This is a genomic window from Brevibacillus sp. SKDU10, from assembly GCF_001645205.1.
Lineage (GTDB): Bacteria > Bacillota > Bacilli > Brevibacillales > Brevibacillaceae > Brevibacillus_B > Brevibacillus_B halotolerans.
Window position 1 is genome coordinate 1 of the sequence record NZ_LSSO01000132.1, and the last position, 605, is coordinate 605.

At 37.9% G+C, this 605-nt stretch carries 1 protein-coding gene; it reads left to right on the forward strand.

The window, feature by feature from the left end; genetic code table 11:
- Positions 1–412: SDR family oxidoreductase (locus AYJ08_RS07400; RefSeq protein ID WP_157452836.1), on the forward strand; the 412-nt coding region annotated here is incomplete at its 5' end.
- Between the last annotated feature and the right edge of the window lie 193 nt (positions 413–605).

Consider the following 605-nt stretch of genomic DNA (forward strand, 5'->3'; position numbering starts at 1 on the left):
CAGTTCATATTCATTAACAATTGTTGCGCACGAAGCGAAGAAAATAATGCCAAACGGTGGTAGTAATGTTGCAACAACATACCTTGGTGGTGAATTTGCCGTTCAAAACTATAATGTGATGGGTGTAGCTAAAGCAAGTTTAGAAGCTAATGTTAAATATTTAGCTTATGATTTAGGCCCGGACAACATTCGAGTAAATGCTATTTCTGCTGGTCCAATTCGTACGTTAAGTGCTAAAGGTGTTGGTGGTTGCAACACAATCCTTAAAGAAATTGAAGAACGTGCACCATTAAGACGAAATGTGGATCAAGAAGAAGTAGGTAAAACAGCTGCTTACTTATTGAGTGATTTCTCAAGTGGCGTAACTGGTGAGAATATCCATGTAGATAGTGGATTCCACGCAATAAAATAATAAATTAAATCAATTGAGTCTGGGACATAAACCCTAGAGAAATAGCCAGTAAATGAGTTTTAACAAATTCATTTACTGGCTTCTTTATTTACAATACTCCGTATTGTTGGCTCGCTTTCTTAGGGGACAGCTTCAGCCTGTAGTCTTCAGCTTGTCCTGTTCCCTCAAGAGTCTCGCCAAAATACTTTGTATT